Origin of the sequence: Cupriavidus sp. D39 (assembly GCF_026627925.1) — a bacterium.
Lineage (GTDB): Bacteria > Pseudomonadota > Gammaproteobacteria > Burkholderiales > Burkholderiaceae > Cupriavidus > Cupriavidus ulmosensis.
Genome location: NZ_JAPNLE010000009.1, coordinates 2029392 through 2052330 on the forward strand (window position 1 = coordinate 2029392; position 22939 = coordinate 2052330).

17 protein-coding genes and 4 pseudogenes are annotated in these 22939 nt (G+C 65.2%); 11 read left to right on the forward strand and 10 right to left on the reverse strand.

The genetic code is table 11. The features are described 5' to 3' along the window. Positions 1–43 precede the first annotated feature (43 nt). The 3 genes from OMK73_RS21410 to OMK73_RS21420 form a co-directional block, all read right to left on the reverse strand. On the reverse strand, positions 44–478 hold the full coding sequence (locus OMK73_RS21410) for a hypothetical protein (protein WP_267603842.1): 435 nt from the start codon (positions 476–478) through the stop codon (positions 44–46). A gap of 758 nt (positions 479–1236) precedes the next feature. Next, the gene (locus OMK73_RS21415; RefSeq protein ID WP_267603843.1) at positions 1237–1398 is read right to left on the reverse strand and encodes a hypothetical protein; all 162 of its coding nucleotides are present in this window, start codon (positions 1396–1398) and stop codon (positions 1237–1239) included. 113 nt (positions 1399–1511) lie between these two features. Next, positions 1512–2882: a hypothetical protein gene (locus tag OMK73_RS21420; protein ID WP_267603844.1), complete on the reverse strand. Its 1371-nt coding sequence runs from the start codon at positions 2880–2882 to the stop codon at positions 1512–1514. Positions 2883–3100: 218 nt separating this feature from the next. Here OMK73_RS21420 and OMK73_RS21425 point away from each other — a divergent pair, with 218 nt between their 5' ends. Further along, positions 3101–4216 (forward strand): helix-turn-helix transcriptional regulator, encoded by a 1116-nt coding sequence (locus OMK73_RS21425; RefSeq protein ID WP_267603845.1) that lies wholly within the window; start codon positions 3101–3103, stop codon positions 4214–4216. Between the two features lie 370 nt (positions 4217–4586). Here OMK73_RS21425 and OMK73_RS21430 read toward each other — a convergent pair whose 3' ends face one another. The 3 genes from OMK73_RS21430 to OMK73_RS21440 all read right to left on the reverse strand — a co-directional run bounded on the left by OMK73_RS21430 (position 4587) and on the right by OMK73_RS21440 (position 8733). Further along, on the reverse strand, positions 4587–5075 hold the full coding sequence (locus OMK73_RS21430; protein WP_420715667.1) for a DNA-deoxyinosine glycosylase: 489 nt from the start codon (positions 5073–5075) through the stop codon (positions 4587–4589). Positions 5076–5232: 157 nt separating this feature from the next. Next, positions 5233–7146 carry a molecular chaperone HtpG gene (htpG, locus tag OMK73_RS21435; RefSeq protein ID WP_267603847.1) on the reverse strand — a complete coding sequence of 638 codons (1914 nt, stop codon included), beginning with the start codon at positions 7144–7146 and terminating at the stop codon, positions 5233–5235. 168 nt (positions 7147–7314) lie between these two features. Further along, a complete protein-coding gene (locus OMK73_RS21440; protein WP_267606460.1) occupies positions 7315–8733 on the reverse strand; it encodes a PLP-dependent aminotransferase family protein in 1419 nt (472 codons plus the stop codon). Between the two features lie 198 nt (positions 8734–8931). Between OMK73_RS21440 and OMK73_RS21445 the strand changes: the two are divergent. The 8 genes and pseudogenes from OMK73_RS21445 (at position 8932) to OMK73_RS21480 (ending at position 15031) form a co-directional block, all read left to right on the forward strand. Further along, positions 8932–9623: pseudogene (locus OMK73_RS21445) on the forward strand (VOC family protein). Positions 9624–9703: 80 nt separating this feature from the next. Further along, a complete protein-coding gene (locus tag OMK73_RS21450) occupies positions 9704–10420 on the forward strand; it encodes an alanyl-tRNA editing protein (protein WP_267603848.1) in 717 nt (238 codons plus the stop codon). 16 nt (positions 10421–10436) lie between these two features. Beyond that, complete coding sequence (locus OMK73_RS21455; protein ID WP_267603849.1) at positions 10437–11075, forward strand: LysE family translocator; 639 nt, start codon at positions 10437–10439, stop codon at positions 11073–11075. A 13-nt stretch (positions 11076–11088) separates the two neighbouring features. Then, positions 11089–12018: pseudogene (locus OMK73_RS21460) on the forward strand (DMT family transporter); the annotation flags it as partial. A 126-nt stretch (positions 12019–12144) separates the two neighbouring features. Then, a pseudogene (locus tag OMK73_RS21465) lies at positions 12145–12570 on the forward strand (RidA family protein); the annotation flags it as partial. A 102-nt stretch (positions 12571–12672) separates the two neighbouring features. Beyond that, on the forward strand, positions 12673–13002 hold the full coding sequence (locus tag OMK73_RS21470; protein ID WP_043348099.1) for a DHCW motif cupin fold protein: 330 nt from the start codon (positions 12673–12675) through the stop codon (positions 13000–13002). Positions 13003–13041: 39 nt separating this feature from the next. Next, complete coding sequence (locus tag OMK73_RS21475) at positions 13042–14229, forward strand: PLP-dependent aminotransferase family protein (RefSeq protein WP_267603850.1); 1188 nt, start codon at positions 13042–13044, stop codon at positions 14227–14229. A gap of 157 nt (positions 14230–14386) precedes the next feature. Next, positions 14387–15031, forward strand: coding sequence for a glutathione S-transferase family protein (locus OMK73_RS21480; RefSeq protein ID WP_267603851.1), 645 nt, complete (start codon positions 14387–14389; stop codon positions 15029–15031). A 65-nt stretch (positions 15032–15096) separates the two neighbouring features. On the opposite strand, the gene OMK73_RS21485 is transcribed toward OMK73_RS21480, so the two are convergent. Continuing rightward, positions 15097–15750: a LysE family translocator gene (locus OMK73_RS21485; protein WP_267603852.1), complete on the reverse strand. Its 654-nt coding sequence runs from the start codon at positions 15748–15750 to the stop codon at positions 15097–15099. A gap of 377 nt (positions 15751–16127) precedes the next feature. Between OMK73_RS21485 and OMK73_RS21490 the strand changes: the two genes are divergently transcribed. Next, on the forward strand, positions 16128–17804 hold the full coding sequence (locus OMK73_RS21490) for an L-lactate permease (protein ID WP_267603853.1): 1677 nt from the start codon (positions 16128–16130) through the stop codon (positions 17802–17804). 186 nt (positions 17805–17990) lie between these two features. Beyond that, positions 17991–19169: an AAA family ATPase gene (locus tag OMK73_RS21495; protein WP_267603854.1), complete on the forward strand. Its 1179-nt coding sequence runs from the start codon at positions 17991–17993 to the stop codon at positions 19167–19169. Between the two features lie 46 nt (positions 19170–19215). On the opposite strand, the pseudogene hutG reads toward OMK73_RS21495, so the two are convergent. The 3 genes and pseudogenes from hutG to OMK73_RS21510 form a co-directional block, all read right to left on the reverse strand. Then, positions 19216–20171 (reverse strand): annotated as a pseudogene (hutG, locus tag OMK73_RS21500) (formimidoylglutamase). Next, entirely contained in the window at positions 20168–21475 is a 1308-nt protein-coding gene (locus tag OMK73_RS21505; RefSeq protein ID WP_267603855.1) for an MFS transporter, read from the reverse strand. The pseudogene hutG and the gene OMK73_RS21505 overlap by 4 nt, the downstream one beginning before the upstream one ends. Positions 21476–21515: 40 nt before the next feature. Next, complete coding sequence (locus OMK73_RS21510) at positions 21516–22919, reverse strand: amino acid permease (protein ID WP_267603856.1); 1404 nt, start codon at positions 22917–22919, stop codon at positions 21516–21518. Positions 22920–22939: the final 20 nt, after the last annotated feature.

Sequence of the window (22939 nt, forward strand, 5' to 3'; positions counted from 1 at the left end):
TGGTTCGCGGGCACCGGCAATCCGTCGCGGCGGGTGTAGTGCCCTATGGCTTGGCGATATCCACGGGAATCAGCACGACAGGGACACTGCCGTGGTTTTCCCACCAATGGTGAACACCGTTCACACCTTGGGCGATGTCGCCCGCGTGGTGTTCGATCGGCGTCCCGTTGCGTACCTCGATCACGGTGCCTTGCGCGATATACTCCTGCGTTGGGCGGCCTACATGGGTGTGCGCCGCAGTGTGACCGCCCGGGGCGATGGTGACCGCTCTCGCCCGAAGTTGGTAGCCCGAAAGATGCACCTCATCCGCCAGATCAATTGCTGACAAAAGCGTATTCGACACACCTGCATTATCGGTCGGTGCGACGCTGAGCACCTGGACAGGAGCCGTTGTAGAGCAAGCGGCAACCAGAAGTCCCGAAAGCAGAAGGCCCAATAAGCTCATCCGCATAACCACCTTGATGTTGGCTCTGAGCATGATCGCGATCCCCCGAGTTCCGGATTCTTATGGGATTGTCTCGTGCTCCCACGATAGTCTATGTGCTAAAGGACGACAACCTTGCTTACGTTCGGATAGGCCTCGTTCCGCCGACTGGGGTGCGTAAGCCGGCGTGAAGGCTTGGTAGCGTGGTTACCTCCCGCTTACAACAGGTCGGCACTGATCTGCTTCAATCTTACCGAGTTGTCTTCAACGTACTGTGCTGTCATGGCAATCGACGCATGACCCATAAGTGTCGAAACCGCTTTGATGTCAACACCCTCCTCAATCTCGTGGTAGCGAACGTGCTCCGATCAGAATGCCTGGAAGCGCCTTGAAGGGTTGCTTGCGCGTACAGCCTATGAAAAAGCCGCTGCAACGTGTTCGGCGAGAACCCGGCGAACCCTTTGCCACCGAAACAGAGGCGCAGCGTCGTTGAAGAGGATGGCATTCCGCTGATCGCACGGCGCTCACATCCTTCCGTCGTACCGAATCGCTCGGGAAAAAATGTGGATCATCACGGAAGCCGACCGAAGTGCCACCACGCTTCTATTCGTACCCGCGCAATCTGCTGATCGACATCGAAGTGCGTGTTGACTCGGCCCGCAAAGAGGCCGAACAGGGCGTCAATATGCTGCGCACCGCCAAACCAGCGGTGCCAACCTCGCGACCTATGATAGTTACACAGAATCGACAGGAGTTAGCACTGGCCCATTACAGGCCAGTGCTATACATCCCAGACATCAGGTACAAGGTGTCTAGTTGCTGCCCGGCTTGTTCACCGAAATCGAAACGCCATACGTGCTTGCGGAACCAAACCAGGCCAGCGTCATGCCGCCCAGTGGCAGTTGCAGCACTGACTTGCAGGTCGTTGCCGCACCGGCTGTAGTCGTGCAGGCATTGGCGGCACGGTGACGCATCCCGTTGAACGGATCGTTGAAGCTGAGTACGTCCGTATGCTGGTCGGCAAAAGTGCGCGTGACGGTGGCCCCATTCTGCGCGGTAATGGTGTGACTATCTTCGGTGACCGCGCTCAGGCCAGTGCTGTTGTAGACATAGCTTTGCCAGAAGGCGCTTGTCGTGCCAACCGCGGGCAGGGGCAGTGTCGTCTGCGGAACAAAGACGCCCACGCCTCCCCCGCGTCCAACACGGTCGCTATCCAAAGGACTTTCCCTTGTGCATTTCTGAACCCGAATGCGTGAAATCCGTTGCTGTGCTGGCTGCCATCATCCACCCAATTCGCGCCGCCATCGGAAGTGGCGACCAGATGCCCATAGGGCGTGACGGTATCGACTGCGCAGCTACTGTAGCCAGTGCAGTTGGTGGCCGCCGAGGCGACTCCATTTGAATAATTATGGGTACCAAACTGATTTTGAGATGGGCCATTGAAGATGGCGTAGTTGTAGGCCCCATTGATGATACTCGGGTCCATGGTCTGCGCCGGCATCGAGAGCGAAACCGAACCCGTCGTGCCGGTCCCGTTTGTCCAGGTCGCGAGCCCGGATTTGGCAACGAGCAAGCGTGTCGAGCCCGTATAGTTCAAAGTGAAATCGCAGCTCGTCGCGCCTTTGGTGAGCTGATAGGTCGTGCCGCTCATGGCGACGGTCAATTTCGTCGCATCCACCGTCACCAGTTTCGCAGACCCATCGGACAGCTTGATCAGGCGGTGATCGCCGCTCTTCAGCGCCGTGCAATCCGGGTTCGCCGGCGCCAGAATGGTGGCGAGGGTCGAGGCAGCGGCGGTGGTGCTGCCGGTGCTGTTGGCAATAGCAGTGCTCAATTCGCCCAAACTCGTGCCAGCGCTCGTGATCGTGGATTGCAGGGTATCCAGAATGGCGTCATAGCCCTGATGGCTGCCTGCGGTGATCGTGCCGCCGATAAAGTCGCCGACGCTTGAAGGATCGACCCCGGCGTTCTTGAGCACCGAAACCAGGGCCGATTGGGCGCTGCTGACCGCTGTAGCGCTCACTACCGTGGTCGGACCAAAGGCTGACGCAAATTGGACTGGATCTTGCCCGCTCAGCTGGGCGACCAGCAGTTCGGTAAGCGGCGTGATATGCGCGGTTGCATTGCTGCTGCCCGACCCGGAACCTGACACCACGGAGTGCAAGACGACCTTGCTGTCGCTGCTGGTGGCGGTCAACACGCAGGGCAGGCTTCCACCCTTGATCGTGACCGAATAACTGCCGTCCGTGGCCGTCGTTGCCGCTCCGGAACCTGATGCGCAGGTCATATTGACCGCGGCACCAGACAAAGGCAGACCGGTGGCGACCACACCGCTGACGGTCTGCGCCGCCGGCGTTTGCGTGGCCGTTCCGCCCGATGTGGACGCGGAATCCCCGCCGCCTCCGCAGGCGGCCAACGAAAGCGCCACAAAGCTGATCGCAATAGGTTTGAGCTTCATTTTTTCCTCCCTGACCCGTTCTAGTTAGTGGCTCGGATTTTCCGGAAGCCCATCTCGCCCGTCATCATTCAGATAGATGAAATTCAGGGATTGTCGCGGTGCTGCCTGCAGAAAAGCTGTGACAGATTGACAAAAAAGAGATGGTTCTGGCCTGGCCCGTGAAGTTCTAGGTCGAATACGCCACAATTAAATTGCAGTGCTTTTTGGGAGGAAAGCAATTGCTGAGAGACCAGCTTATCGGGGACCTCTATGAGGCCGCGCTGCGCCACCACAGCTTCCTGGATGTGTTCCAGCAAGTCATCACAACGTTCGGCGCCAATTACTTCCACATGTTCAGTTGGGATGCTGCACGCAATGCGCCACACCTTTCGACCTATTCGGCCGGGTTACCGGATACCCAGATTGCGCTATACGACCAGTATTACGGCGCGCTCGATCCACGCCGCAGCGTGGTCGGGAACGCTGGCGTTGGGGAGTTGATTTCCTGCCAGGACTTTCTCTCCGACGAAGACGTCGCGCGCAGCGAATTCTTTCAGGACTACCAGATTCCGATGGGCGTGCGTTACCTGATGGGCGTGCGCCTAGCGCGCCCCGGCGGCAACGACATTCTGCTGGGCATGCTGCGTTCATATGGCAGAACGCCCTATTCGCCCGAAGAGCGCGCCACTGCGGCCAGCATGACCGGGCATCTGCAGCGCTCCATCAATCTCTGGCAGGACGCGCAGATTCTGCATCGCGATGCCGCGGTCGGCTCCGAACTGCTGGAAGAGCTGGATCTTGCCGTCTTGGCGTTGGACGAGCGCTCCCGCGTCGTCTTTGCCAATCAGGTTGCCGAATCCATGCTGCACGCGAGCGCCTGCCTGAAGCTGCTGCATGGGTGCCTGACTGCCGCGGTTGCCGCCGAGAACGACGCGCTGCAAGCGGCCATCGCACGCGTCGCCAAGAGCAGGAAGGGTGAGAGCCTGGCCCTGCAAGGCGCAATGAGCGCAACACATGCGTTCTTTCTCAACATCGCGTACCTTCCCGCGCTGGCCATGCGCTCGGCCTTTGGCGAGGCAACCGTCATGGTGACCGTGCGGCGGCGAAGCGCAGGCGCGCTGGTTGTCGCCCAACAGTTACGGCAAGCGTTTGGCTTGTCAAAAGCGGAAGCTGCGGTGGCGGAGGCACTCGTCAGCGGCAAGACACCTGACGAATGTGCGGCGAGCATCGGCGTTTCACTTGCCACCGTCCGTACGCAACTGCGGGCCATTTACGAGAAGACGCATTCTCGAAACCAAGCGGAGGCTGTGAGTGCAATGCTGTGGGTGCTACCACGACGCGCGCACGAAGACTGACGGCCGCAGTTCGGCAGTCTTTGACCTGAACTCTGTATGCGCCGGAGTACGCCAGCGCCACAGTCCAAAAGCCGGAATTACCGCCCGAACTACTTGATAGTGTTATGTGCTCACCTGCCATGCGGTATGAAAAGACTCCGCAACCCTATCTCGCAACCCTGAAGGCGCATCATGCTTCGATTAGATTGGGTGCGTTGATTGCACGAGAAACCCCTGGAATCCGACCAATGAGGGATAGTCTTTCTATAGACATGAAGGCGATGTCCCGCGACGCCACTCTATCAATGGCACGTATAGGGGGAGTTTCTCTTGAGAACGAGCTATGCGTCAGCCCAGCCGACGGCTTACCCGCCGGCACGAATATCAGCGCTTATGACAGCAGCCCGCGCCACAAAGCCAGCTTCTGCTCAAAATTGCGCGCCGCATGCGCCGGGCTCGATGAGGGCAGCACGACCGTCTCATAGCCTGCCGCCGCAAACTGCGCGGCGAAACGACCCGACGTACCGCCGTTGAAACCGACGCGGCGCAACTCAGGCGCCAGCGCATGCAAGCGCGCGAAATCATTGGCCTGCGGATACCGGATATTGGAGTCCAGGCTGCCCTCGCGCACGCAGGCGCCGAGCACATCCCACACGCCGATGCGGTGGGCCAGCAGCCGCGCCAGCCGATCAGCGTAAGGCAAGTCAGGCAGCGGCTCGCCGGTCAGCGCACCCAGCAGCGGCCAGAATTGGTTGCGCGGATGCGCGTAGTACTGCTGCGCCGCGAGCGACGCGGCACCGGGAAAGCTGCCCAGCACCAGCACGCGCGTGTGCCGGTCGATGACCGGAGGCAGGCCTTGCTGGAGGTCGGGGGCGAGAATCGGGGGGATGCGGGGGATGGGACTGGCATGGGATGAGTGGACTTGGCCCGGGGGAGGACAGGCGCCTGCGCAGCTTGTGTGCATTAGCTTGCTGCTGGCGCCCGCCCTCTCCCTGGCCCTCCCCCACACGTGGGAGAGGGGCGCAAACCAGCTACGCTTACGCCAGCAGCTTGTTGACGCGCTGCACGTAGATCGACGGATCTTCCAGCGTGCCGCCCTCGGCCAGCAGGGCCTGGTCGAACAGCACGTGCACGCGATCGCCGAAGGCGTCGTCCGTGGGGCCGGCTTCCACCAGCGCGCGCAGCTTCTTCACCAGCGCGTGGTCGGGGTTCAGCTCCAGGATCGGCTGGGCGTCAGGCGCCTTCTGGCCGGCCTGCTTCAGCAGGCGTTGCAGGTAGCCGCTCATGTCGCCTTCGTCCGACACCAGGCACGATGCCGACTCGGTCAGGCGCAGCGTGACGCGCACGTCCTTGGCCTTGCCATCCAGCACGGCCTTGGCGCTTTCCAGCACTACCTTCCAGTCGCCTTCGGCTTTCTCCTGCTCGGCCTTCTCGTCGGCGTCGGCCAGCGCGCCGAGCTCCAGGTCGCCGCGTGCCACCGAGACCAGTTCCTTGCCATCGAACTCGCGCAGGAAGGACAGCATCCATTCGTCCACGCGGTCCGTCAGCAGCAGGACTTCGATGCCCTTCTTGCGGAACACTTCCAGGTGCGGGCTCGACTTGGCCGCGGCCCAGCTATCGGCCGTGACGTAGTAGATCTTGTCCTGGCCTTCCTTCATGCGGCCCACGTAGGCAGCCAGCGCCACGCTCTGCTCGGCGTTGTCCTGATGCGTGGAAGCAAAGCGCACCAGCTTGGCAATGCGCTCCAGGTTGGCGGCGTCTTCGCCCAGGCCTTCCTTGAGCGCCTGGCCGAACTGTTGCCAGAAGGTGGTGTACTTGGCGCGTTCGGCTTCGTCCTCGCTGTCGGCCAGTGTCTCCAGCATCGACAGCACGCGCTTGGTGCAGCCTTCGCGGATGGCCTTCACGTCGCGGCTTTCCTGCAGCAGTTCGCGCGAGACGTTGAGCGGCAGGTCGGCCGAATCCACCACGCCCTTGACGAAGCGCAGGTAGGCCGGCAGCAGTTGCTCGGCATCGTCCATGATGAAGACGCGCTTCACATAGAGCTTGAGGCCGGCCTTATGGTTGCGGTCCCACATGTCGAACGGCGCGCGTGCCGGCACGTACAGCAGCTGGGTGTATTCGCTGCGGCCTTCGACGCGGTTGTGGGTGTAGGCCAGCGGCGCTTCGTTGTCGTGCGCGATGTGCTGGTAGAAGGCGGTGTACTGCTCTTCGGTGATGTCCGACTTGGAGCGGGTCCACAGCGCGCTCGCCTGGTTCACGCTCTCCCACTCGCCGGTGGTCTTGTAGGCGCTGGTCTCGGCATCCCACACTTCCTTGGGCATGCGGATCGGCAGCGAGATATGGTCGGAGTATTTCTGGATGATGCCCTTGAGCTTCCAGGCCGAGAGGAAATCGTCCTCGCCTTCGCGCAGGTGCAGCGTGATGGTGGAACCGCGCTCGGCGCGGTCGATGGCGTCCACCGTGAACTCGCCGTCGCCGGCGCTTTCCCACCGCACGGCTTCGCTGGCGGGCAGGCCGGCGCGGCGCGTTTCCACGGTGACCTTGTCGGCCACGATGAACGCCGAGTAGAAGCCCACGCCGAACTGGCCGATCAGGGCGGCGTCCTTCTGCTGGTCGCCGGAGAGCTGCTGGAAGAATTCCTTGGTGCCCGAGCGGGCGATGGTGCCGAGGTTGCGGATCGCCTCGTCGCGGCTCATGCCGATGCCGTTATCGGTGATCTTCAGCGTGCGCGCCTTGGCGTCGGCCTCGATGCGGATCGCCAGGTCGGCGTCGTTCTCGAGCAGGGCCGGGTTGGCAATCGCCTCGAAGCGCAGCTTGTCAGTGGCGTCGGAAGCATTCGAAACCAGCTCGCGCAGGAAAATTTCCTTGTTGCTGTACAGCGAGTGGATCATCAGGTGCAGCAGTTGCTTCACTTCCGCCTGGAAGCTCATCGTCTCGTGCGGTGCGGTCATGGTTCTCCTCTTAACAATCTTGGATAACTTTGGCTGATCTGGCCACATCTGGCCAAATCTGGGAATCTGGGCCATGTGGCGGGCCGGCGCCCAGGGGGCAGCCAGCCGCCGTCAGGCCGGTGACCCGAAACATAGGGGCATCCGGCCGCTTTTCAAGACATGGCCGGCCTAGCGCCGCTCCAACTGGCGCGCCAGGAAGTCCAGCATGGCGGGGTCATGGCTGCTGGCCACATTGAAGCGCATCCAGCCGGACGGCATCTGGGAAGGCGAAAACAAGCTGCCGGGGGCGAACAGGTAGCCCTCCTCGTGCCCGGCGACAGCAATGGCGTTGGTATCGCGCCCCGTGTCCGCCCACAGGTACATGCCGGCGTGCTGGCCGGGAAAGAGCGACAGGCCCATCCGCTCGATGGTGCGCCGGGTCTCGTCGCGGGCGCGGTCGAGCCGGTTTCGCACCCGCTCCACATGCTTGCGGTAGTGGCCTTCGGTCAGCACCTTGTAGAGCACGCGCTCGTTGATCTCCGGCGAGGCCAGGCCGGCCAGCAGCTTGCTGTCGGTGAGGCTGGCGACCAGCTCCGGGTGGGCGGCGATAAAGCCCACGCGCAGGTTGGCGGCCAGCGTCTTGGAAAAGCTGCCCAGGTAGATCACGCGGCGCAGCTGGTCCAGGCTGGCCAGCCGCGTGGCGGAGTGACCCGGCGGGCACAAGTCGCAATAGATGTCGTCCTCGACGATCAGCAGGTCGTACTGCTCGGCGAGGCGCAGCAGCTGGAAGGCCTTGGCGGCCGACAGCGAGGTGCCGGTGGGGTTGTGCAGCACCGAGTTGATCACCATCAGGCGCGGCCGGCGCGCCTGCAGGATGCGCTCCAGCGCCTCCAGGTCCGGCCCTTCGGCGGTGTAGGGCATGCCGATCAGCTGCGCGCCCTGGGCGGCGAAGCGGCCAAACATGACGAACCAGGCCGGGTCGCCCACCAGCACGGCGTCGCCGGGGCGCAGGTAGAGCCGGGCGATCAGGTCGAGCGCCTGCGTGATGCCGGAGGTGAGCACGATCTGCTCGGGGGTGGCGCCGATCTCCAGCTCGGCCAGGCGGTTGCGCAATTGCTGGCGCAGCGGCAGGAAACCCTGCGGCGTGCCGCTGGCCAGGAAATGGCCGCCCGGCTGGCGGCCCAGCCCGCGCAGCGCGCTGGCGATCAGGTCGCCGTCGAGCCAGTCGTTGGGGAGGAAGCCCATGCCTGGCGATTTATGCGGCTCGGTCGAGTGGAACATGCTGCGCAGCAGCCAGGTCACGTCGATGTTGCGCGCGCCGGTCGAAACCGGGGCTACCGCCGTGACCTGCGGCGTGCGCTCGCGCACATAGAAGCCGGAGCCACGGCGCGATTCCAGGTAGCCCAGCGCCACCAGCCGCTCGTAGGCCTCGACCACGGTGAAGCGCGAGATGCCTTTTTCCTGCGCCAGCTGGCGGATCGAGGGCATGCGCATTCCGGCGCGGAACACCCGCTCGTCGATGCGCAGCCGCGCCCATTCGGTCAGTTGCTCCACCAGCGTCATCTGCGCCGAGGGCACCGGGTCGGGCATGCGCTCGGTGGGGGGCATGACCAGGCGCAACGACCGCACCTGTTCTCCAGCCTGGGAGGCCACGCCGTCCTGCTTGCCTGCCCCGGCTCCTTTATCCTTGAGCCCTGGCGCAACCGGTTCCCTGCTGTTCATGCCTTGCTCCCGCCACTGTACTGAGAATGTTCTGCATAACTGTATCGGTACTGTACCGACAACCTTGTCTACCATCAACACACAATGCCAATAGCCCTCGACCATCTCGTGATCGCCGCCCCCACGCTTGAAGCGGGGCGCAGCATGTCGCCGACGCGCTCGGCGTGGCGCCACAGCCGGGCGGCGCCCACCCTGGCATGGGCACCCACAATTGCCTGCTCGGCTTGTTCGGCGGCATCTACCTGGAAGTCATCGCCATCGACCCCGAGGCACCCGTCCCCGCCCGGCCGCGCTGGTTTGGCCTGGACACCGAGGCGGTACAGGCCCGCCTGCGCCATGGCCCCTTCCTGATGCACTGGGTAGCGCGGGTGGAACGCCCGACCGACCTGTCCCTGTGGCAATCGCAATACCCCAGGCGCATCGCACCGGTCATCCCGATGACCCGTGGCGATCTGCGCTGGCGCATCACCGTGCCGGAAGACGGCAACCTGCCCTCGTGGCCGGCTGACGATGCCGATGGCGCGGACCGCCCGGCGACGCCGGGCGACGGCATCCTCCCCACGCTGATCCAGTGGGATGTGTCGACCCACCCTTCGTCCCGGCTGCCGAACCAGGGCCTGGTGCTGCGCACGCTGCGGGCACGCCATCCGCAGGCGGCCCGGCTGGCCGAGGCCACGCAATGGCTGGGTGGTTGTCCGATCACCCTGGAGGCTTCCACCCTCGCGGAACTGAGCGCGGAAATAGAAACGCCCGACGGTGTGCGCACGCTGCGCTGAACCCGGCTCCGTACGCCGCAGCGAGCAAGCCACAAACAAAAAGCAGCAACCACAAGAACAACCGCCAAGGAGACCCATTGATGTCCGCCACCCGCAAGCGCTTCGACGACGACGCCTATCTCGGCAGCTGCACCGCCACCGTGGTGGCCGTGCACGCTGACGGCATCGAGCTCGACCAGACCGTGTGCTACGCGCGCAGCGGCGGCCAGGCGGGCGATACCGGCACGCTCAAGCTCGCCAACGGCGCCACCATCGCACTGCTGGAAACGGTGTACGCCCCGGACCGCAGCCACATCCTGCACGTGCCGGCGCCGGGCGCCGCGCTGCCGGAGCCGGGCGACATCGTTGCCGTCACCATCGACTGGGAGCGCCGCCACCGGCTGATGCGGCTGCATACCTGCCTGCACCTGCTGGGTTCGCTGATCCCCGTGCCGGTGACCGGCTGCGGCATCGCGCCCGACTCGGCGCGCATCGACTTCGACTTGCCGGAATCCACGCTCGACAAGGCCGTGCTCACCGAGCAGCTCAACGCGCTGATCGGCGCCGACAGCCGCGTGCAGGTGGACCGCATCACGCCCGAGCAGCTCGCCGAGCAGCCCGAGCTGGTGCGCACGGTGGGGGCCGCGCCGCCCGCGGGCAGCGGCATCATCCGCATCATCGACATCCCCGGCGTGGACCGCCAGCCTTGCGGCGGCACCCATGTGGCGGCCACCGGCGAGATCGGTGCCGTGCTGGTGACCAAGATCGAGAAGAAGAGCCGCACCAACCGACGCGTGGTCGTGCAGTTCGCTGCGTGAGGGAGCAGGACGACACATGGATCCCGCTCTTCTCACCGGGCTGTCGGCCGCCCAGTTCGCCGCGCTGCTGTCGCTGATGGCCGTCGGTGCGTTCACGCCCGGCCCCAACACCACCATCGCCGCCGTCACGGGCGCCAACTTCGGCCTGCGCGCCACCCTGCCGCACTGCGTGGGCGTGGCGTTCGGCTTTGCCAGCATCCTGGCGCTGTGCGCGGCGGGCGTTGGCGCGCTGATCCTGGCCAGCCCGACGCTGGCGCTGCTGGTGCATGCCGCCGGCGTGCTCTACCTGCTGTGGCTGGCGCTCAAGCTCGCGCGCAGCACCGTGCTGTCGGACAAGCAGGTGCTGCGCCCGCTGTCGGCGTGGCAATCGGCGGTGCTGCAGTACGCCAATATCAAGGCATGGATGCTGGCGCTGGCGACGGCCGCCTCGTACATGGCCGGCGCGCAGTCGCCGGTGCATCGGGCCTTGCTGGTCTGCGCGGTGTTCGGCGTGTTCGGCTTCGTCAGCAATGGCGTGTATGGCGTGATCGGCGCCACGCTGCGGCAATGGCTGCAGGTAGGCCACCGCATCCGCTGGTTCAACCGTGCAATGGGCCTGGCGCTGGCACTCACGGCGCTGTGGATTGCGCTGGCCGGCCGGCCCACCCTGCACTAATTATTCAAACACCATGGCTGCCAAACCCGCCTCTGTCCAACCTATCCATGGCGCGCCTGCCGACGCCCACAGCGGTGGCATGCTGCTCGGCTTGATCGGCGTGGCCGTGTTCAGCCAGACCTTGCCCTTCACACGCATGGCGGTGGCCGAGCTGGATGCCACCTTCGTCGCGCTCGGCCGTGCCGTGGTGGCGGCGCTGCTGGCGCTGGCGCTGCTGTGGCAGCGTGGCGCGTTTGCCAGCGGGCGCCGGCCCCGGGGCGGCCAGTGGTGGCGCCTGGCGGTGACCTCGCTGGGCGTGGTGGTGGGCTTTCCACTGTTCTCCTCGCTGGCCATGCGTGAAGTGCCGGCCGGCCATGGCGCCATCATCACCGGCCTGCTGCCGCTCGCCACCGCGGTCTTTGCCGCCTGGTTTGGCCGCGAGCGGCCGTCGCCGGCGTTCTGGCTGTCGGCCGCCGCCGGCAGCGCGCTGGTGGTCGCCTTTGCCCTGTGGCAGGGCGCTGGCGGGCTGCAGCATGCGGACTGGCTGCTGTTCGCGGCGATGGTGCTGGGCGCGCTGGGCTATGCCGAAGGCGGCAAGCTGTCGCGCGAGCTTGGCGGGCTGGAAACCATCGGCTGGGCGCTGGCAGTGGCGCTGCCGCTGTTGTTGCCGGTAGTGGCATGGCTTGGGTTGCAGCACGCCGGCCAGATCGCCGCCGCCTCGCCGCGCGCCTGGATCGGCATGGGCTATGTTTCCGTATTCTCGATGTTCATCGGCTTCCTGTTCTGGTATGCCGGCCTCGCAAAAGGCGGCGTGGCGCGCGTGGGGCAGATACAATTGCTGCAGCCGTTCCTCACGCTGGCGGGCGGCGCCCTGCTGCTGGCCGAGCCGCTCGATGCCGTCACGCTCGCTTTTGCGGTGGCGGTGATCGGCGTGGTAGCCCTGGGCCGCCGTACTGCCGTGCGCAGCGCCCCGCGGGCTCACTGCCCGCGCCCGCCGTCGAAGAACCCCACCCTACCCCGTTGGGACGATCCCACTGACTGGATGACTGGAGACCCTATGTCCGTCTATGACACCCTTGCCCGCCTCGGCATCGAACTGCCCAACGCCGGTGCGCCGGCCGCCGCCTACGTCATGGCCGCGCAGACCGGCAACACCGTGTTCCTTTCGGGCCACATCGCCCGCAAGGATGGCAAGCCCTGGGTAGGCAAGCTGGGCAAGAACCTGGGCACCGAAGACGGCAAGGCCGCAGCGCGCGCCATCGCCGTGGACTTGCTGGCCACGCTGCACACCCACCTGGGCGGCGACCTGAACCGCGTCACCCGCATCGTCAAGGTGATGAGCCTGATCAACTCCACGGAAGACTTCACCGAGCAGCACCTGGTGACCAACGGCGCCTCGGAGCTGCTGGCGGAAGTCTTCGGCGAAGCCGGCAAGCATGCCCGCAGCGCCTTTGGCGTAGCGCAGATCCCGCTGGGCGCCTGCGTCGAGATCGAGATGATCGTCGAAGTGAAGTAAGCGGAAAAGAAGCAAGAAAGCAGAGCGAAGTGAATTGAAACAAGGCTAGGGACCGGGGGATTCCCCTCCCCTGCCCCCGACCCACTGAAGGCACCCCCACCGATGCGCATCGACAACCTGCCTTTCGGCACCACCGACTGGTCTGACATCACCCCGACCCGCCACCCCGGCGACACCGGGGAAGCCCTCTGGCGCACCCGCCAGTTCGGCGACATCCGCGTTCGCATGGTGGAGTATTCTGCCGGGTATCTCGCCGATCACTGGTGCACAAAAGGGCACATCCTCTTTGTACTGGAAGGCGAGCTGCATACCGAGCTGGAAGACGGCCGGCATTTCGTGCTCCGCGCGGGCACGAGCTACCAGGTCGCCGACCAGGCCGAGCCGCACCGTTCGTCCACCCCGACCGGGGCGCGGCTTTTTATCGTTGACTGAGTCGAGCCAACTCGACTCCCCACACACCAAGAGAACATCATGAACTGGGCCATCTCCCGCCGGGCGCAACAGCTGACCAGCTCGGCTATCCGCGAAATCCTGAAAGTGACCGAGCGTCCGGAAGTCATTTCCTTCGCCGGCGGCCTGCCGTCGCCGGCTACGTTCCCGGTAGCGGCCATGGAACAAGCGGTGGCCCGGATCTTCGCCGACAACCCGCAGGCCGCCCTGCAGTACGCCGCCACCGAAGGCTACATGCCGCTGCGCGAATTCATCGCCAAGCGCCATCACGTGGACGTGGAGCGCGTGCTGATCACCACCGGCTCGCAGCAAGCGCTGGACCTGATCGCCAAGGTGATGATCGATCCGGGCAGTCCGGTGCTGGTGGAAACGCCCAGCTACCTCGGCGCGCTGCAGGCCTTCTCGCTGTTCGAGCCGGAATTCGTCTCGGTGCCGGGCGACGACAAGAGCCTGCTGCCCGAAGCCCTCACGCCCGAGCTGACCGCCGGCGCGCGCTTCCTCTACGCCCTGCCCAACTTCCAGAACCCCACCGGGCGGCGCATGCCGCTGGAGCGCCGCCAGGCCTTGGTGGCCCGCGCCCGCGAGCTCGGCGTGCTGCTGGTCGAGGACGATCCCTACGGCGAGCTGAGCTATAGCGGCGACCAGCTGCCGAGCCTGCTGTCGATGAACCCCGACGGCGTGATCTACATGGGCTCGTTCTCCAAGATCCTGGCCCCCGGCCTGCGCCTGGGCTATGTGATCGCCCCGCCCGACCTGCATTTCAAGCTCTGCCAGGCCAAGCAGGCATCTGACCTGCACACGCCCAGCTTCACCCAGCGCCTGGCCTATGAAGTGGTGCGCGACGGCCTGCTGGACACGCATATCCCGACCATCCGCACGCTCTACGCAGCGCAGTGCCAGGCCATGCTGGATTCGCTCACGCGCCACATGCCCGAAGGCGTGACCTGGAACGCGCCCGAAGGCGGCATGTTCATCTGGATGGAGCTGCCCGAGGGCCTGGACAGCATGGAGATCCTGCAAGAAGCAGTCAAACGCAATGTGGCCTATGTGCCGGGCGCGCCGTTCTACGCCAGCAACCCGCGCCGCAATGCGCTGCGCCTGGCCTTTGTTACGGTGGCGCCGGAGCGCATCGAGCAAGGCGTGGCCATCCTCGGCACGCTGTTCCGCGAAGCCATCGCCAAGCTCGCGCCGCAAGCCAAGGCTGCCTGAGCGTCGCTTGAGCGACACGCATGGCACGGATACGCCTCCCGGCTGATACCGGGCTGGCGGGCTTCATGGCAAGATAACGGCCATCGCCCGTCAGTCCGGGCCGCGAACGCGCATGCAGTTGCGCATGCCCGGCCCACGCCTTAAGGAGAAGGTTTTCGTGCTGCGTATCTGGGGTCGACTCTCATCGATCAACGTGCAGAAAGTGGTCTGGTGCGCGCGCGAGCTGCACCTGGACCACGAACGCATCGACATTGGCGTCAGCGAGGGCGACCTCGACACCGAGGCCTATGTCCGGCTCAATCCCGACCGCAGCATCCCGGTGATAGAGGATTTCCGCGGCACCGACGTGGGCGGCGAGCCCTTTGTGCTGTGGGAGTCCAACGCCATCGTGCGCTACCTTTGCGCGCACGACGGCGAGGATAGCCTGTGGCCCGGCAACGTCAAGGCGCGCGCGCTGGCCGACCGCTGGATGGACTGGCAGACCAACGCCTTCAGCCCGGCCATGGTCGACGCGTTCCGCCACCTGGTGCGGCTGCCCGCCGAGCAGCGCGACCCCGACCTGATCGCCCGCTCCCTGGAACGCACCGAACCGCTCGCGGCCCGGCTCGACGAAGCCCTGGCGCAGCGCGAATTCATCTGCGGCGACCGTTTCACCATGGCCGACATCCCGGTTGCCTGCGCCGCGCACCGCTGGCTGGGCCTGCCGGTGGCGCGCCAGCCTCGCCCGCACCTGGAGCGCTGGGCAGCGGCCATGCGAGCGCGGCCTGCCGCCCGCACCATCCTGACGCTGCCGCTGGTCTGAGCCGCCTCGCTACCTGCTTCGTCCGAATTTGCAGGTAGCGCTTATTTGCTCACTTCCTGGCTCGCTTACTTGCTGTTGCGCCCACCCGACATCGCGGCAAGCACCCCTAGCCCGATCAGCGCGCCGCCGGTCAGGTAACGGCCCACGGCCTGCGCGCCCCTGGCGCGGGAGAGCAGTGGCAACAGCGCCGCCGCGGCCAGCACATAACAGCAATCCGTGGTGGCGGCGATCAGCACGAAGGTCCCGCCCAGGGCAACGCTCTGCGGCAGCGCCGCGATGGCGGGGTCCATGAACTGCGGCAGGAAGGCAGCAAAGAACAAGGTGGTCTTGGGGTTGAACAAGGCCACCACGAAGCCATCGCGAAACACCCGCTTCAAGCCGGCCCCGCCAGGAGCCGGTGCCGCCTCCGTGGCAGCGGCCGGCCGCGCGCGCAGCGCGCGTACCCCCAGATAGACCAGGTAGGCCGCGCCGGCGTACTTCATCACGGCAAAGGCCAGCGACGACACCGCGAACAGCGCCGCCAGCCCCAGCGCGGCCGCCAGCACATTGACCAGGTTGCCCAGCACCACGGCCGCCACCGAAGCCAGGCCCGCAAGCCGACCTTGCGACAGCGTGCGCGCAACGATGTAGATCACTGCCGGCCCCGGCGTCACCGCGAGCAACAGGCTGGACAACAGGAACGCGGCAAGCACGGGACCGCCGGGAAGGATGTGATGCATGGCCATGCTCCTTTGGATGTAGGAACGCCATCTCTGATGCCAGACCAGCCTCTTTATCGGCAGCGCCAGGGCACGAAAGGACGACCGCCACATTCTGCCACCACGGGCCAGGCCAGCACATATTTGCGTATCGAGTGGTTTGGAGTACTCTGCCCTATGGGGCAGCGAGTGCGCCAGCCTGCCCCCAGGCAAACCCTGATCCATGAATCCGGCTCACTACGGTGGTGACCGGATTTAGGGCGGTGCGGCGGGAACCCATCCTTAAAATCGAGAATTTGTCGGTAGCGCGGCTGGGACCGCACGCCAGGACAAGAACCAGAACGGCAGGCCGGCGCAGTCAGAAGAGTACCTGCCGCATAACCCGAGGAGGATTCATCGTGTGGAGTCAAGTTTATGACCCGCTAGGCAGCATGGCGTTGTCAACGCTAGCTGCCGGCATTCCTGTCGCCGTACTGCTGGCTTCGCTGGCCTTCTTTCATTTGCAGGCTCACCTGGCCGCCGGGCTGGCGCTGGTGGTCGGCGTGATCATCGCTGCCGCCGTGTTCGGCATGCCTGCCGAGATGGCGGGCAAGGCCGCCGGCCTGGGCATCGTGTCGGGCCTGTTCCCGATCGGCTGGATCGTGCTGAACATCATCTTCCTGCACCGGCTGACCACCATCAACGGCTCCTTCAAGGTGCTGCAGAACTCGATCTCAGGCATTACTGAAGACCGCCGCCTGCAACTGCTGCTTGTCGCCTTCAGCTTCGGCGCCTTCTTCGAGGGTGCGGCCGGCTTCGGCACGCCGGTGGCAGTCACCGGCGCCATCCTGATCGGCCTGGGCTTCTCGCCGCTGGCCGCCTCCGGCCTGGCGCTGATCGCCAATACCGCGCCGGTGGCCTACGGCGCACTGGGCGCACCGCTGATCGGGCTAGCCTCGGTCACCGGCCTGGACCTGCTGCACCTCTCGGCCATGGTCGGCCGCCAGTTGCCATTCTTCTCGGTGCTGGTGCCGTTCTGGCTGATCTGGGCGTTCGCGGGTTTCCGCGGCATGCTGGCGATCTGGCCGGCGATCCTGGTGGCCGGCGTCACCTTTGCCGTTCCGCAGTTCCTGGTGTCGAACTACCACGGCCCCTGGCTGGTGGACGTGATCGCCGCGCTGGTCTCGATGGGCTGCCTCACGCTGTTCCTGAAGGTCTGGAAGCCCAAGGAAATCTGGACCTCCACCAAGATCCTGGGCCGCCATGACGACTCCAAGGTCGACGACCCCGAAGCCGTGGCTGCCGAAGCGCGCGCCAATGCCGCCTCGGCCAGCATCTCCGTGGTCAAGGCGTGGATGCCGTGGGTGATCCTGACGGTATTCGTCTTCGTCTGGGGCATCCCGGAATTCAAGAAGCTGATGGATGGCCTGTGGCAATGGAAATTCCCCATCCCGGGCCTCGACAAGGCGGTGATGAAGGTGCCGCCGGTCGTACCCAAGGCCATCGCCGAAGGCGCGGTGTTCAACTTCAACGTGCTGTCGATGGCGGGCACCGGCATCCTCGCCTCGGCCTTGTTGGGCGGTCTGCTGATGGGCTATTCGGTACCGCGCCTGATCAAGGAATACTGGGAAACGATCAAGCTGGTGAAGTACTCGCTGCTGACCATCTGCGCGATGTTCGGCATCGGCTACCTGACCCGCTACTCGGGCCTGGATGCCACGATGGGGCTGGCGTTTGCCCATACCGGCGTGTTCTACCCGTTGTTCGGCACCATGCTGGGCTGGCTGGGCGTCGCGCTGACCGGCTCGGACACGGCCTCCAACGTGCTGTTCGGCGGCCTGCAGAAGACCACGGCCGAGCAACTCGGGCTGTCACCGGTCCTGATGGCAGCGGCCAACAGCTCCGGCGGCGTGATGGGCAAGATGATCGACGCGCAGTCCATCGTGGTGGCATCCACCGCCACCAAGTGGTACGGCCACGAAGGCGACATCCTGCGCTACGTGTTCTTCCATTCGATCGCGCTGGCGGTCTTGGTTGGGCTGTTCATCACGCTGCAGGCGTATGTGCATCCGTTCACGCAGATGGTGATTCACTGAGCGGCTTTGAGTCGGGTCGGCCAGACCCCGCCCTTGCAGGGCGGGGTCTGGCCGACGACAAAGATGGCCTCGATCGGGCTCTAAGCTTTCGCAATGCCATGAAGCGCCTCATGAATCACTTTTATTATTGACTTTTATTTTCTTCCACGTAAATTATGAACCATAGAATAATTCCGGATAATGCGGATGACCTACTTCACCCGTCCGAGGCTCGCCACAGAGCTGGCTGACCAGTTGGAAGGCAAGGCTGCCTTTGGGGACGCACAGAACGGCCTGTTCCTTGCGGCTCCCCGCAGGACGGGCAAATCGATGTTCCTGCAGCACGATCTGACTCCGGCCCTGATCGACCATGGCGTTGTCGTGATCTACGTCGATCTTTGGTCGGACAAGCGCCGTGATCCAGGTGAGTTGATTTCCGAGGCGATTGCCCGCCGCCTGGCGGATCATCTTGGCGTTGTGGCAAAGACAGCGAGGAAGGCTGGGCTCGACAGCGTCACCATCGCAGGCGCAATCAGGATCGATACCTCCAGGATTGGAAAACTCGACGGCGCAACCTTGCCAGAGGCATTGCGGGCGCTGCATGCTGCCGCGCACAAGCCGATTGCACTGATCATCGACGAGGCCCAGCACGCATTGACCAGCGAAGCGGGCGAGACCGCCATGGCCGCGCTCAAATCGGCGCGCGACCAGATGAATAATCCGGATCGCATCGCGCTGATGCTTGTGATGTCCGGGTCCGATCGGGACAAACTGCTACGCCTCGTCAATACGAACGGCGCGCCGTTTTACGGATCCACGATCCACAAGATGCCGACTCTCGGCAAGGACTACGTAGACCACGTAACCACGGCAATCGAGGCACACCGTCCTGACCTGGTGCCGGTCGACCACCTGGTTTTGCTGGAGGCCTTCCAGCTCTTCGCCTACCGGCCGCAGTTTTTTCACGCGGCGATTGGCGAGGCGCTGAATCCCCTGGACGAGAATGGCGAACGGTTTGAGCAGAAGGTCTTGCAGGCGGCACAGTGGCGGCGAGAGCAAGACGCGGCGCAGATGGAATCCGAGTTCCTGGGACTGAAACCGCTGGAGCAAGCTGTGCTCTGGCGAGTGCTTGCCCAAGGCAGGCTTTTTCGGCCTTATGATGCGGAAGCGCTCCACTTCTATCGCGAGCAATGCCCGGGACTCGCGGTTTCCGCCCAGAAGGTACAGGCAGCGTTGGAAAGCCTGCGGGATCGCTCGCCGGCTCTCGTGTGGAAGTCGGCGCGTGGCGAGTACTCTGCCGACGATGCCGGCATGCACGGATGGTATGAGCACCTGGTCAGCCTTGAGCGCTGGCCGCCGCAAGCTAACCGTTTGGCTAACCCGTAAGTATCAAGCGTCGGCGAGCCCGCTCGCGCGGGCCCGGCCTCGACACTCAGACCATCAACCGATATGCCAGCCGCGCCGCAGCGCGTGCGCCGCAGGTGTCGCGGTCATAGAGCGGATTGAACTCCGCCAGGTCCGCCACGCGCAGCTTGCCGCTGGCGCGCACCAGTGCGACCACCTCCTCCACGACCGGCAGGGGCACGCCGTAGGCGGCTGGGGCCGAGACCGCCGGCATCACGGCCGCCGGCAGCACGTCCAGGTCGATGGTGAGGTAGACGTGATCGACCGCATCCATCAGGCCCTGCAGCTCGGCAAGCCGCGCGTCCAGGTGCCGCTCCTGCATCTGTACGTCCTCGACGTAGTGCACGCCAAGCGCATCCGCATGCGCGAACAGCGCGGCGGTATTGCCGAGACGGCTCACGCCCAGGCAGGCGTACTCGAAGCGCTGGCCGCGCTCGCGGCATGCCTGCGCGATCTGGTCGAACGGCGTGCCCGAGCTGCCGGGACGGCCGGTGCGCAGGTCGAAGTGCGCATCGAGGTTGATCACCAGCACGCGGCCTTGGTCGCCGCGCGCATCGAGATGCGCGCGCAGCCCCTGCCAGGCGCCCCAGGCGATCTCGTGGCCACCGCCCAACACCAGAGGGAAGGCACCCTGATCCAGTTCGGCCGCGACCGCTTGCGCCAAGGCTTGCTGCGCGGTCTCGAGATCGCCATCGTTGCAGACTACGTCGCCGGCATCGTGGAAAGCTTCGAGGCCATGGGCCGGGATGCCGGCCAGAGCGCGGCGGATTTCGCGCGGCCCCCGGCGGCGCCCGGACGGCCCTGATTGCGCAGCACGCCAGCGTCGCAGCAAAAGCCCAGCAGCACGGGCGCGCCGGGCACGCGTTCGGCGCCTTGGGTGCGCACGACATTGAACAGCCGGCGCGTGTCGCCCAGCTCGCCCGCATCGCTGCGGCCGCGCCAGACGCTGCTCGGCGCCGCGGCCAACGGATCCATCTCGCTCATGACAGGCGGCGGCCCAGGGTTTCCGGCACCATCGCCAGGCCGATCAGCGAGACCAGCCCGCACCCGATCACGTAAAACGCAGGCGCATTGGGATTGGCGGTGAGATGGATCAGCTCGGTCGAGAAGAACTGCGCGAAGCCACCGAAGATGGCTATGGCCACGCAGTAGGCAATCGACAGGCCGGTAGCGCGCAGGCGCTGCGGCAGCACCTCGCTGACCAGCACCATCGACGCCGGCGAGGTCATCGACATCGGCACCGAGAGGCAGCCCACCACCAGCAGCAGGCGCGTCAGGCTGGGCTCGGCGTTGATCAGCACAAAGGCCGGATAGATCATCACCAGCAAGGCCACGCGCGACCACAGCACCACCGGGCGGCGGCCCAGCCGGTCGCTCAGCCAGCCGGCGAACGGCGACAACACAACCTGCACGGCTGCGGCCACGCAAGCGGCCCAGATGCCCAGCGACAGCGGCATATGCAGCTGGCTGACCGCATAGTTGCTGAGGTAGTACACCACGATGTAAGTCGACGACGCGACGCCGACCATCAGCAGGATGCTGGCCACCAGCGCGCGGCGGTGCTCGCGCAGCAGTTGCATGGTGGACCCGCTCTCCGATTCCGCGGCCGCCGGCGCGGTTTCCTCCAGGCGGCGGCGAATCACCAGGCCCACCGGGATCACCAGGATGCCGATCACGAAGGCCGCGCGCCAGCCCCAGGCCTCAAGCGCGGCCGGCTCCAGCACATTGCTCAGGAACAGGCCGACCAGCGCGCCGAACAGCGCCGCCAGCCCCTGGCTGAACGGCTGCCAGCCGGTATAGAAGCCGCGCGAGCGGTCATCGGCATACTCCAGCAGCAGGGCCGTGGAGGCCCCCATCTCGCCGCCGATGGCGAAGCCCTGCACCAGGCGTGCCAGCAGGATCATGATCGGCGCCAGCATGCCGATCTGGGCATAGGTCGGCGTCACCACGAAGATCACCGAGCTCAGGCCCATCAGCCAGAGCGTCAGCGCCACCGCCGGCTTGCGCCCGACGCGGTCGGCATACATGCCGATCAGCAGGCCGCCCAGCGGGCGCATCAGGAAGCCGACGCCGAAGGTGGCGAACGACAACAGCAGCTGCCCGGTGGGATCGGATACCGGGAAATACAGCCGGCCGATCAGCGTGGCGAAGAAGCTGTAGACCACGAAGTCATAGAACTCCAGGCCATTGCCGATGGTGATGGCGGCGATGGACTTGAACCTGGACAGTGGCTGGACCGCGCCGGCATGCGGGGCCGCAATGCCGGAGACAGTGTTCTCAATGGACATGTTGTAACTCCGAAGCAAGAAAGAGAGAGCCACGCACGCATCAATCCGTGGCCAGGGAGCGTGCCTGTGCGGCCGGCATCCCGCCGCGCGGCCGCCCCCAGCACCACCACGCCACCACCAGCAGCACCAGCCACGCCGCGCCCACCAGCAGCGCTGCACGGGTCTGCGGGAACCAGCCAAGCACGCCGAAGATGAACAGCATGAAGGCGATGGCCGCGAGCGGCGCCACCGGCCAGAATGGCACCGGGAATTTCAGCGCAGCCACCTCGGCGCGGCTCATGCGCCTGCGCAAGGCGAACTGCGACAGCAAGATCATGAGCCACACCCAGACCGTGGCGAAGGTGGCGATGGAAGCGATCAGCACGAACACGTCCTCGGGCATCACGTAGTTGAGCACCACGCCGGCCAGCAAGGCCAGCGCCATGACCACCACCGTCATCCAGGGCACGCCATTGCGCGATACGCTGGCGAAGACGCGCGGAGCCTGCCGCTGCACCGCCATGCCGTACAGCATGCGGCCGGCGCCGAAGATATCGCTGTTGATGGCGGATACCGCGGCGGAGATGACCACGACATTGAGCAGCGCTGCGGCCGAGCCAATGCCAAGCCGGCTGAAGATCTGCACGAAGGGGCTGCCCTCGCTGCCGATGCGATGCCAGGGATAGAGCGACATCAGCACCGCCAGCGTCAGTACGTAGAACAGCAGGATGCGCAGCGGCACCGCGTTGATCGCGCGCGGAATCACGCGCTCCGGATCGCGCGCCTCGCCTGCCGTGATGCCGATGATCTCGATGCCGCCAAAGGCGAACATCACCACGGCGAACGAAGCGATGACACCACCGATGCCGTTGGGCATGAAGCCCCCGTGCGCCCAGAGATTGTGGATGCCGGTGGCAATGCCGCCATCGGCCATGCCGAGGCCGAACGCCATGATGGCAACGCCGCCGCAGATCATCGCGACGATGGCGCTGACCTTCAGCAGCGACAGCCAGAACTCCAGCTCGCCGAACACCTTGACGCTGAGCAGGTTGAGGCCGCCGATCAGGAACACGATGCCGAGCACCCAGATCCAACGCGGCACGTCCGGGAACCAGAAGCCCATGTAGATACCGAAGGCGGTCACGTCCGCCAGGCAGACGATGATCATCTCGAAGGCGTAGGTCCAGCCGAGCAGGAAGCCCGCCAGCGGCCCCAGGCCGGTGCTGGCGTACTGGCCGAAGGAACCCGCCACCGGGTTGCGCACGGCCATCTCCCCCAGCGCGCGCATCACCATGTAGACCGCGGCCCCACCGATCAGGTAGGCCAGCAGTACCGCCGGCCCGGCCGCCTGTATGGCCGAGGCCGAGCCGTAGAAAAGTCCCGTGCCAATGGCCGATCCCAGCGCCATGAAGCGAATATGACGGGCGCTGAGTCTACGCTGCAGGCCTTGCGACTGCTCTTGCATGTATTTGTCTCCGAATCTTT

Excerpts from the sequence above, each read along its gene's own strand:
- OMK73_RS21475 (WP_267603850.1), top strand. The coding sequence starts at position 13,042 with ATGAACTGGGCCATCTCCCGCCGGGCGCAACAGCTGACCAGCTCGGCT.
- OMK73_RS21420 (WP_267603844.1), bottom strand. The coding sequence starts at position 2,882 with ATGAAGCTCAAACCTATTGCGATCAGCTTTGTGGCGCTTTCGTTGGCC.
- OMK73_RS21440 (WP_267606460.1), bottom strand. The coding sequence starts at position 8,733 with ATGCCCCCCACCGAGCGCATGCCCGACCCGGTGCCCTCGGCGCAGATG.
- OMK73_RS21415 (WP_267603843.1), bottom strand. The coding sequence starts at position 1,398 with ATGCGTCACCGTGCCGCCAATGCCTGCACGACTACAGCCGGTGCGGCA.
- OMK73_RS21450 (WP_267603848.1), top strand. The coding sequence starts at position 9,704 with ATGTCCGCCACCCGCAAGCGCTTCGACGACGACGCCTATCTCGGCAGC.
- htpG (WP_267603847.1), bottom strand. The coding sequence starts at position 7,146 with ATGACCGCACCGCACGAGACGATGAGCTTCCAGGCGGAAGTGAAGCAA.
- OMK73_RS21495 (WP_267603854.1), top strand. The coding sequence starts at position 17,991 with ATGACCTACTTCACCCGTCCGAGGCTCGCCACAGAGCTGGCTGACCAG.
- OMK73_RS21510 (WP_267603856.1), bottom strand. The coding sequence starts at position 22,919 with ATGCAAGAGCAGTCGCAAGGCCTGCAGCGTAGACTCAGCGCCCGTCAT.
- OMK73_RS21410 (WP_267603842.1), bottom strand. The coding sequence starts at position 478 with ATGCTCAGAGCCAACATCAAGGTGGTTATGCGGATGAGCTTATTGGGC.
- OMK73_RS21470 (WP_043348099.1), top strand. The coding sequence starts at position 12,673 with ATGCGCATCGACAACCTGCCTTTCGGCACCACCGACTGGTCTGACATC.
- OMK73_RS21505 (WP_267603855.1), bottom strand. The coding sequence starts at position 21,475 with ATGTCCATTGAGAACACTGTCTCCGGCATTGCGGCCCCGCATGCCGGC.
- OMK73_RS21455 (WP_267603849.1), top strand. The coding sequence starts at position 10,437 with ATGGATCCCGCTCTTCTCACCGGGCTGTCGGCCGCCCAGTTCGCCGCG.
- OMK73_RS21485 (WP_267603852.1), bottom strand. The coding sequence starts at position 15,750 with ATGCATCACATCCTTCCCGGCGGTCCCGTGCTTGCCGCGTTCCTGTTG.